Origin of the sequence: Streptomyces pseudogriseolus (assembly GCA_002154585.1) — a bacterium.
GTDB lineage: Bacteria > Actinomycetota > Actinomycetes > Streptomycetales > Streptomycetaceae > Streptomyces > Streptomyces pseudogriseolus.
Genome location: MUNG01000316.1, coordinates 1 through 8,391 on the forward strand (window position 1 = coordinate 1; position 8,391 = coordinate 8,391).

General features: G+C 73.7%; 10 protein-coding genes. 2 read left to right on the forward strand and 8 right to left on the reverse strand.

Features of this window, described 5'->3' with window-relative positions; translation table 11 throughout:
• Positions 1–83 precede the first annotated feature (83 nt).
• From CCN29_RS25220 to CCN29_RS25235, 4 genes are all read right to left on the reverse strand, one after another.
• Positions 84–1,112, reverse strand: coding sequence for a 6-phosphofructokinase (locus tag CCN29_RS25220; RefSeq protein WP_086684650.1), 1,029 nt, complete (start codon positions 1,110–1,112; stop codon positions 84–86).
• Positions 1,113–1,249: 137 nt separating this feature from the next.
• Complete coding sequence (locus CCN29_RS25225; RefSeq protein WP_006131247.1) at positions 1,250–1,930, reverse strand: response regulator; 681 nt, start codon at positions 1,928–1,930, stop codon at positions 1,250–1,252.
• Positions 1,927–3,180 carry a MacS family sensor histidine kinase gene (macS, locus tag CCN29_RS25230; protein WP_006131246.1) on the reverse strand — a complete coding sequence of 418 codons (1,254 nt, stop codon included), beginning with the start codon at positions 3,178–3,180 and terminating at the stop codon, positions 1,927–1,929. The genes CCN29_RS25225 and macS overlap by 4 nt, the downstream gene beginning before the upstream one ends.
• A gap of 36 nt (positions 3,181–3,216) precedes the next feature.
• Entirely contained in the window at positions 3,217–4,041 is an 825-nt protein-coding gene (locus CCN29_RS25235; RefSeq protein ID WP_031018364.1) for a lysophospholipid acyltransferase family protein, read from the reverse strand.
• A 197-nt stretch (positions 4,042–4,238) separates the two neighbouring features.
• On the opposite strand from CCN29_RS25235, the gene CCN29_RS25240 reads away from it, so the two are divergent.
• Positions 4,239–5,036 carry an alpha/beta hydrolase gene (locus CCN29_RS25240; protein ID WP_006131244.1) on the forward strand — a complete coding sequence of 266 codons (798 nt, stop codon included), beginning with the start codon at positions 4,239–4,241 and terminating at the stop codon, positions 5,034–5,036.
• Entirely contained in the window at positions 5,029–5,631 is a 603-nt protein-coding gene (locus CCN29_RS25245; protein WP_031061881.1) for a hypothetical protein, read from the forward strand. Before CCN29_RS25240 ends, CCN29_RS25245 begins: the two co-directional genes overlap by 8 nt.
• 6 nt (positions 5,632–5,637) lie before the next feature.
• Here CCN29_RS25245 and CCN29_RS25250 read toward each other — a convergent pair whose 3' ends face one another.
• The 4 genes from CCN29_RS25250 to CCN29_RS25265 form a co-directional block, all read right to left on the reverse strand.
• The gene (locus CCN29_RS25250) at positions 5,638–6,396 is read right to left on the reverse strand and encodes an endonuclease/exonuclease/phosphatase family protein (protein ID WP_031018360.1); all 759 of its coding nucleotides are present in this window, start codon (positions 6,394–6,396) and stop codon (positions 5,638–5,640) included.
• A gap of 95 nt (positions 6,397–6,491) precedes the next feature.
• A complete protein-coding gene (locus tag CCN29_RS25255; protein WP_006131241.1) occupies positions 6,492–7,445 on the reverse strand; it encodes an ROK family glucokinase in 954 nt (317 codons plus the stop codon).
• 127 nt (positions 7,446–7,572) lie between these two features.
• Positions 7,573–8,133, reverse strand: a complete 561-nt coding sequence (locus CCN29_RS25260; protein ID WP_031018358.1) for a DUF5304 domain-containing protein — start codon at positions 8,131–8,133, stop codon at positions 7,573–7,575.
• 58 nt (positions 8,134–8,191) lie between these two features.
• On the reverse strand, positions 8,192–8,391 hold a 200-nt coding region (locus tag CCN29_RS25265), incomplete at its 5' end, for an ArsA family ATPase (protein ID WP_442538490.1).

Consider the following 8,391-nt stretch of genomic DNA (forward strand, 5'->3'; position numbering starts at 1 on the left):
GCGCCCACCCTCCCCCACTCTCGGCTTCGCTCGAGCGGGAGGTACCCCCATCGCCCCTGCGGCACGACTGCCCGCGGCTTGCGTCAGCCGAAGAAGACCCCTACCTCCTCGTACAGCTCCGGAGGGACTGTTTTCAGCTGGGCCGTCGCGTCCGCCATGGGGACGCGGACTATGTTCGTGCCCTGAAGGGCGACCATGGTGCCGAAGTCCCCGTCGCGGACGCAGTCGATCGCGTGCAGGCCGAAGCGGGTGGCCAGCCAGCGGTCGTACGCGCTGGGGGTGCCGCCCCGCTGGACGTGGCCCAGGACCGTGGTGCGGGCCTCCTTCCCCGTGCGCTTCTCGATCTCGAGGGCGAGCCGTTCGCCGACCCCGGACAGCCGGACGTGTCCGAAGGCGTCCAAGGACCGGTCCTTGAGCACCAGGTCGCCGTCGCGCGGCACCGCGCCCTCCGCGACGACCACGATCGGGGCGTACGACGCACGGAACCGTGAGGTCACCCACGCGCACACCTGGTCCACGTCGAAGGGGTGCTCGGGGATGAGGATGACGTTGGCGCCGCCGGCCAGGCCCGAGTGGAGGGCGATCCAGCCGGAGTGGCGGCCCATCACCTCGACGACCAGGACCCGCATGTGGGACTCGGCGGTGGTGTGCAGCCGGTCGATGGCCTCGGTGGCGATGCCGACGGCCGTGTCGAAGCCGAAGGTGTAGTCGGTGGCGGACAGGTCGTTGTCGATGGTCTTCGGCACGCCCACGCAGGGGACGCCGTACTCCTCGGTGAGGCGGGTGGCGACGCCGAGGGTGTCCTCGCCCCCGATGGTGACGAGCGCGTCCACGCCGAGCGCAGCGAGGTTGTCCGTGATCCTGCGGATGCCGTCCCGCTCGTTGAGCGGGTTGGTCCGCGAGGAGCCGAGGACGGTGCCGCCGCGGGGCAGGATGCCGCGCACCGCGGGGATGTCGAGGGGGACGGTGACGCCGTCGAGGGGACCGCGCCAGCCGTCCCGGAATCCGGTGAACTCGTAGCCGTACTCCTGTACGCCCTTGCGGACGACGGCCCGGATGACGGCGTTGAGCCCGGGGCAGTCGCCGCCTCCGGTCAGTACTCCGACCCGCATGGAAGTGTCCCTTCGCCATGGTCGACGGAATGCCGTTCGTTCCCTCTGGCACGGTAAGGGTGACCGGGGTCACATCGACATGGCCGGGACGGTAAATACCGCAATTGGTCCGGGTGTTGGGACAGATGTCCGGCCGGCTACTCGTCGTCGAGGCCGCGCTCGATGGCGTACCGGACGAGTTCCACGCGGTTGTGCAGCTGGAGCTTGCCGAGGGTGTTCTGGACGTGGTTCTGCACGGTGCGGTGCGAGATGACGAGGCGTTCGGCGATCTGCTTGTAGCTCAGGCCCTTGGCTACCAGGCGAAGCACCTCCGTCTCGCGCTCGGTGAGCCGGGGCGCCTTGTGCTCCTCGCCGCCCCCGGCGGCGGGCGCGGCCGGTTCGGAGGCGAGGCGGCGGTACTCGCCGAGGACCAGTCCGGCGAGGCCCGGCGTGAACACCGGGTCGCCGTCGGCGGTGCGGCGCACGGCGTCCCGCAGCTCCTCGGTGGAGGCGGACTTCAGCAGGTAGCCGGTGGCGCCGGACTTCACGGCCTCCAGCACGTCGGCGTGCTCGCCGCTGGCGGAGAGCACCAGCACCCGGACGGTGGGATCGGCGGCGACGACCTCCTTGCACACCTGCACGCCCGGCTTGGCGGGCAGGTTGAGGTCGAGGACGAGGACGTCGGGCGCGGCGGCCTTGGCGCGGCGCACCGCCTGCTCGCCGTCGCCGGCCGTGGCGACGACCTCGAAGCCGGACTCGGAGAGGTCGCGCGCGACGGCGTCCCGCCACATCGGGTGGTCGTCGACCACCATCACCTTGATCGGTGTCGTCCCGTTCATCGCTGTTCCGCCTTCCCCCGCGGGTCGTTCGTCCGCTGCCGGTCCTTCGGCACCCTGAGTTCGACCTCCGTGCCCTGGCCGGGCACCGAGATCACGTCGGCGCTGCCGCCGAGGTCGCGCAGTCTGCCCCGGATGGACAGGGCCACGCCGAGCCGCCCCTCCCCCTCGGCCTGGGCGAGCCGTCCCTCCGGGATGCCGGGGCCGTCGTCGCGGACGGTGACGATCACCTCGTCCGGTTCGTCCTCGACCAGGATCCAGGCGCGGGCCTGCTCCCCGGCGTGCCGGCGGACGTTGTCCAGGGCGGCGCCGACGGCGGCGGCCACCTCGCGCGCGGCCCGGGGGGCGAGGAGCACGGGCGCGCCGGGTTCGGCCAGGCTGACCCGGGACCCGGCGTGCGGGGCGAGCAGGGAGCGCAGGTCCACCGGACCGCCGTCCCCGGGCCCGCCGTCTCCCGGCCCGTCCTCCTCGACGGTCCGTACCACGGCGCCCCGGGCGGTGTCCTCGGAGGCGCGGGAGGCGGGGACGAGGCCGCCGGAGACCAGGGTGCGCAGCGCCACCTCCTGCTCGCCGGCCATCCGTCCCAGCTCGGCCGCCTCGCCGCCGATGACGGCGCCGCGCCGCTGCACCATCGCCAGCACCTGGAGCACACCGTCGTGGATGTCCCGGGCGAGCCGCTCCCGTTCCCGGGTGGCGGCCTCGATCTCCAGGGCGCGGGCGAGAGTGCGCTCGGAGGCGCGGGCGACCTCGACGACGTAGCCGATGGCGATGGAGGCGACCCAGACGAGGACGACGTTGTGCACCGTGTCGCGGGCCGGGTTGCCGCGCTCGACCAGGTTGGCGACGGCGACCAGGGTGGAGGCGAGGGCCGCCCAGCGCCAGCCGCCCTTGACGGCGAAGGCGAGCACCGAGCCGGCGGTCCAGATGGACGGCAGGGTGGGTCCGCCGTCGTGGACGCGCTCCGCGGCGTCGGCGACCGGGGTGAGCAGGATGCCGGTGAGCGCGACGGCGAGGTCGGCGGCGAGGAAGGGTTTGGTGCAGGCGGCGGCGCTCGCGACCCTGGGCAGGGTGGCGAGGGTCCACGCGCCGAGGACCGCGAAGTAGGCGACGGCGAGCCAGGGACGGGTGAACTCGTCGTGGGCGGAGGCGAACAGGCCGATCGCGTAGATCATGGTGAGCACGCGGTAGCCGGTGAGCGCGCGCCACAGCGGCTGCTCGACCGACATGCGCATGACTGTGTCGCGCCGCGCCATGTTTCCCCCACTCCCCCCGGTGCGTGCCGGGCCCGGCTACCGCTCGGACGGTCCCCCGGTCTCCTTGCGGTCCGTCTGCTCCAGGGCCGCCCTGAGCTTCTCCGCCTGCTCCTTGTCGGCCCGGGCGACGGCGGCCCGGTGGGCCTTCTCCGCCTCCCTCTCGGCCTTCTCCGCTTCCTTCTCGGCCTTGGCCGCCTCGGCGAGCTGCCGCTTCATGGCGGTGGCGTACATGTCGACGTACTCCTGGCCGGACAGCTTCATGATCTCGTACATGACCTCGTCCGTCACCGCGCGCAGCACGAAGCGGTCGTGCTCCATGCCCTGGTAGCGGGTGAAGTCGAGGGGCTTGCCGATCCGGATGCCCGGGCGCATCAGCTTGGGCACGACCTGCCCCGGGGGCTGGATCTTCTCCGTGTCGATCATGGCGACGGGCAGGACCGGCGCCCCGGTGGCCAGCGCCACGCGCGCCAGACCGCCCGGCTTGCCGCGGTAGAGGCGGCCGTCGGGCGAGCGGGTGCCCTCGGGGTAGATCCCGAACAGCTCGCCGCGCTCCAGGACCTCTATGCCGCTCCTGATCGCCGCCTCACCCGCGCCGCGCGCCCCGGAGCGGTCCACGGGAAGCTGGCCGACGCCCTTGAAGAAGGCCGCGGTCATCCTGCCCTTGACGCCCGGTGTGGTGAAGTACTCCGCCTTCGCGATGAACGTGACCTTGCGGTCCAGCACCGCGGGCAGGAAGAACGAGTCCGAGAAGGACAGGTGGTTGCTGGCCAGAATGGCGGGGCCCTCGGCGGGGACGTTCTCCAGGCCCTCCACCCAGGGCCGGAAGGCGAGCTTCAGCGGCCCTCCGATGGCGACCTTCATCGTGCCGTACAACAACCGGGTGCCTCCTGTGCGTGTTGGTCAGACCATATCCCGGAGCGGCGCCGAAGGCCCCGACGGCCCTGGTCGGTGTCAGTGCGGTCGCGTACGGTGAAGGTCCTGCAATCCGAGTGCCGGCTCCGCGCCGGCCGTGACGACGAGCCCGACCGTCCACGAGTCCCAGGAACAGGAGGCCGAAGGTGCCGCTCCAGACCGGAGCCGAGCCGTTCCGCCACGAGGGCGGGGAGACCGCCGTCCTCCTCTGCCACGGCTTCACCGGTTCGCCCCAGTCCCTGCGCCCCTGGGCGGACCATCTCGCCGAGCGCGGGCTGACCGTGTCGCTGCCGCTGCTGCCCGGGCACGGCACGCGCTGGCAGGACCTGGGGGTGACCGGCTGGCAGGACTGGTACGCGGAGGTGGACCGTGAGCTGCGGCTGCTGCGGGACCGCTGCGCGCGGGTGTTCGTGGCCGGGCTGTCGATGGGCGGCGCGCTGGCGCTGCGGCTGGCGGCGCGCCACGGGGACGCGGTGAGCGGGGTGATGGTGGTCAACCCGGCGAACAAGGTGCACGGGGTGGCCGCGCACGCCCTGCCGGTGCTGCGTCATCTCGTCCCGGCGACCAAGGGCATCGCGAGCGACATCGCCAAGCCGGTGACCCGGGAGCTGGGGTACGACCGGGTGCCGCTGCACGCGGCGCACTCCCTGCGGAACTTCTTCCGGCTGGTCGACCGCGAGCTCCCGCAGGTCACGCAGCCGCTGCTGCTGATGCGCAGCCCGCAGGACCATGTGGTGCCACCGGCCGACTCGGCGCGGATCCTCTCCCGGGTGTCGTCGGTGGACGTGACCGAGGTCCTGCTGGAACAGAGCTACCACGTGGCGACGTTGGACTACGACGCGGAGCTGATCTTCCGGGAGGGCGCCGCGTTCATCGGCCGGCTCGCACCCGGCGCCGTCAGTGAGCCCGGTCTCGGCAACGAAGGGACGACCGCAGGTGGCTGAGCACGACTCGGACCGTGAGGGCCGCGAGCCGGAGGAGCAGGGCGTCCCCTTCGACGAGGCCGCCGCGTGGGAGGCGATCGTCGCCGGGTACGGCCAGGAGCCGCCGGACCCGCCGGGCGCCAAGCCGTTCAAGTCGGTGGAGGACCTGGCGCTGCTGGAGTCCGAGACGAACGACGCGAACGACGCGGACAGCGCGGACGGCGCCGGGACCAAGGCCCCGCCGCGCAAGGCGGAGGAGGAGCCGACGGCCAGGCCGCTGGGCGGCTCCGTCGCCTTCGCGCCGGGGGTGGGCCCGCGCGACTACAGCGTGGCCGAGCCGGCGGAGGAGGATCTCGACGAGAGCGACGAGGGCCACTTCGTGCCGCCGGAGCCGCCCCCGCTGCCGGAGGCGGACGTCACCTCCAAGTTCGCCTGGCTGGGGGTGCTGGGCGCCCCGGTGCTGCTCCTGCTGGCGATACTGCTGGGCTGGGAGATGACCTGGTGGCTGACCACCGCGTGCATCGGCGGTTTCCTGGGCGGCGCGGTCACGCTGGTGATGCGGATGCGCACCGACGACGAGGACGACGGGGACCCGGGCCGGGGCGCGGTCGTCTGAGGGCCGTCACACGGCCGCCGGGACCTTGAGGGCGGCCAGGACGGGCAGGTGGTCGGTCGCCGCCCGCAGGTCCGCCTGCGTCACCCCGGGCTGGTCGTGGGGCACGCCGCAGCCGAGCACCTCGACGCCCTTGGTGACGAAGAGGGCGTCGATGCGCTTGGGCGGGTCGGTGTGCGTCCAGGTGTGCTCGCCGCCCCACGGCGCCGCGGTGCGGCAGTCGGTCAGGGTGCCGGCCAGCCGACGGAAGGTGCGCCCGGCCGGCTCGTCGTTGAGGTCCCCGCCCGCGACGACGTGCTCCACGCCCGCCCCGGCCACCCGCTCCAGCAGCATCCCGCCCTGGTCGTACCGCTCGCGCTTCTCCAGGGACAGGTGGCAGCTGAGCACCCCGAGCCGGGCGCCGCCGAACCGCACGACGGCGGTGGCGAAGCCGCGCCGGTGCTGCCCCGGGCTGAGCGGCAGCAGCACGTCCTCGGTGCGTTCGACGGTGGCGCGCAGGGAGCACAGCAGGGCGGGCCCGGCGGCGGTGGCCCCGCCGGAGAGGATCACCAGTCCGGAGTCGGAGGCGAGCCGGGATAGCTTCTTGCGCCAGCGGAAGAAGCGCGGCGCCTCCTGGAGCAGCACCAGATCGGGCGCGCAGGCGCCGATCACCCGGGCGAGGGCGGCGGTGTCGTCCTTCATGGAGCGGATGTTGTAGCTGAGCACCCGGACGACGGCCGAGCCGTCGGCGTCGGTGCGGGACCCTGGCAGCAGCTCGGTCGTCGCCATGCGGTCACGATACGCCGCGGAGGAGGCCCGGAAACGGCGACGCCCGCCGTTCCCTCCGAGGGGTCGGGCGGGCGCTGCCGGGTGCCGGGGGACCGTCACATGATCGGGTCGGGCTCGCGGGCCAGGTCGGCCGCGCCGACGAGACCCGCCTTGTTGCCGAGCTGGGCGCCGAGGACGTCGGCGACCGGCCGCCAGTTGCCGCCGACCAGCCAGCGCCGGTACGACTTGCGGATCGGGCCGAGGACCAGCTCGCCCTCGTCGGACAGGCCGCCGCCGACGATGAAGGCGGACGGGTCGAACAGGGAGGCCAGGTCGGCCAGGCCCGCGCCGACCCAGCGGGCCAGCTCGCGGTAGGAGTCGACGGCCACCCGGTCGCCCTGGCGGGCGGCCATGGAGACGTGCTTGCCCTCGATGCCCTCCGGGGTGCCGTCGCCGAGCGAGAGCAGCGTCTGGGCCTGCTCCGGGGTGGCGTTGGCGCGCTGCTTGGCGTAGCGGACGAGGGCACGGCCGGAGGCGTACTGCTCCCAGCAGCCCTGCGAGCCGCAGCCGCACAGCAGGCCGTCCGGCACCATGCGGATGTGGCCGAACTCGGCGGCCACGCCGAAGTGACCGCGGCGCAGCTTGTTGCCGATGATCACGCCGCCGCCGAGGCCGGTGCCGAGCGTGATGCAGATGACGTTGCGGTGGCCCTTGCCCGCGCCGAACTTGTACTCGCCCCAGGCCGCCGCGTTGGCGTCGTTCTCCACGACGACCGGGAGGCCCACGCGGGCCTCGACCTTCTCCTTGAGCGGCTCGTTGCGCCAGTGGATGTTGGGGGCGAAGTAGACCTCGGAGCGCTGGCGGTTGACGTATCCGGCCGCGCCGATGCCCACGCCGACGATGTCGTGCCCGGCGCGCGCTCCCTCCACCGCCGAGGCGATGGCGTCCACGATCTCCTCGGGCGTGCCCGGGGTCGGCACCTTGTGGGTCGAGAGGATGGCGCCTTCCTCGTCGACCACGCCGGCCGCGATCTTGGTGCCGCCGATGTCGACGCCGATGGTGAGTCCCATGAATCCCTCAGTTTCGGTCGAGCCCCGCTACGCCAACGGTACCCGAGGTGACGGGCTCGCCGTCCCTGTGTCCGCAGGCCGGGAAGCCGGACGCGACCGAGGGGCCTCGAGGGGCCGCGACGGGCGCTCAGTCCAGGTCGATGCGCTCGCCGGGGCCGGTGCCGGGGTCGTCGCCGGGGTCGCGGCGCTCCCCGGGGTCGCGCGGCGGGGTGTCGCGCGCCGTCCAGCGGCGCTCCTGGTCCTGCACGGCGGAGCGGTAGGCGGCGAGGAGTTCGCTGCCGGCGGCGGCGAGGTGGTCGAAGACGTCCGGGTTGCGTTCGATGACGGGTTCGACGGCGGCCTTCGCCTGCTGCACGACCTGGCGGACGACCTGCTGGGCGGCGGGTCCCGCGACCGCGCCGAGCAGCGGCGCCTGGAGATCGGAGAGCCTGTCGGCGACCGCGTCGACGAGCTTCTTGAACTCCTCGGCGGCGGAGCCGGGGGGCGTGCCGTGGCGGGCGCGGCGGCGGGCCCGCTCGGCCTCGAGGTCCTCGGCGGCGGCGGTGGCCCAGGCGTCGGCGTGGACCTCGGAGGGTGGATCGGCGGGCGCCTCGGCGCGGTCCTCCCGGGCGTCGTCCGCCCGCGTGCCGTAGGTCTCGTCCCCGGCCTCGTTCCCGGTGTCGTCGGGCGGGGGGAGCTGTTCGCTCATGACGGACTCCTTGACTGCGGGTGGCCCCCTCGACGGTACCCGAACGGCCCTCGCGGCTTCACCGGCCGCGCGGCCAGAGCTCCGGATCGGGCCGGAACCGGACGCGCAGCTCGCCCTCGCGCAGGGCGGCGCCGTCGACGGTGCAGCGGCGCAGCGCGGAGGGCAGCGGGACGACACGGCGGAACGGCCCGGCGGTGACGGTCAGTTCGTCGCCGCGACACCCTCGACCTCGTCCGCCGCGGCGACGAACTGACCGTC

Excerpts from the sequence above, each read along its gene's own strand:
- CCN29_RS25255 (WP_006131241.1), bottom strand. The coding sequence starts at position 7,445 with ATGGGACTCACCATCGGCGTCGACATCGGCGGCACCAAGATCGCGGCC.
- CCN29_RS25235 (WP_031018364.1), bottom strand. The coding sequence starts at position 4,041 with ATGAAGGTCGCCATCGGAGGGCCGCTGAAGCTCGCCTTCCGGCCCTGG.
- CCN29_RS25225 (WP_006131247.1), bottom strand. The coding sequence starts at position 1,930 with ATGAACGGGACGACACCGATCAAGGTGATGGTGGTCGACGACCACCCG.
- CCN29_RS25260 (WP_031018358.1), bottom strand. The coding sequence starts at position 8,133 with ATGAGCGAACAGCTCCCCCCGCCCGACGACACCGGGAACGAGGCCGGG.
- CCN29_RS25250 (WP_031018360.1), bottom strand. The coding sequence starts at position 6,396 with ATGGCGACGACCGAGCTGCTGCCAGGGTCCCGCACCGACGCCGACGGC.
- macS (WP_006131246.1), bottom strand. The coding sequence starts at position 3,180 with ATGGCGCGGCGCGACACAGTCATGCGCATGTCGGTCGAGCAGCCGCTG.
- CCN29_RS25220 (WP_086684650.1), bottom strand. The coding sequence starts at position 1,112 with ATGCGGGTCGGAGTACTGACCGGAGGCGGCGACTGCCCCGGGCTCAAC.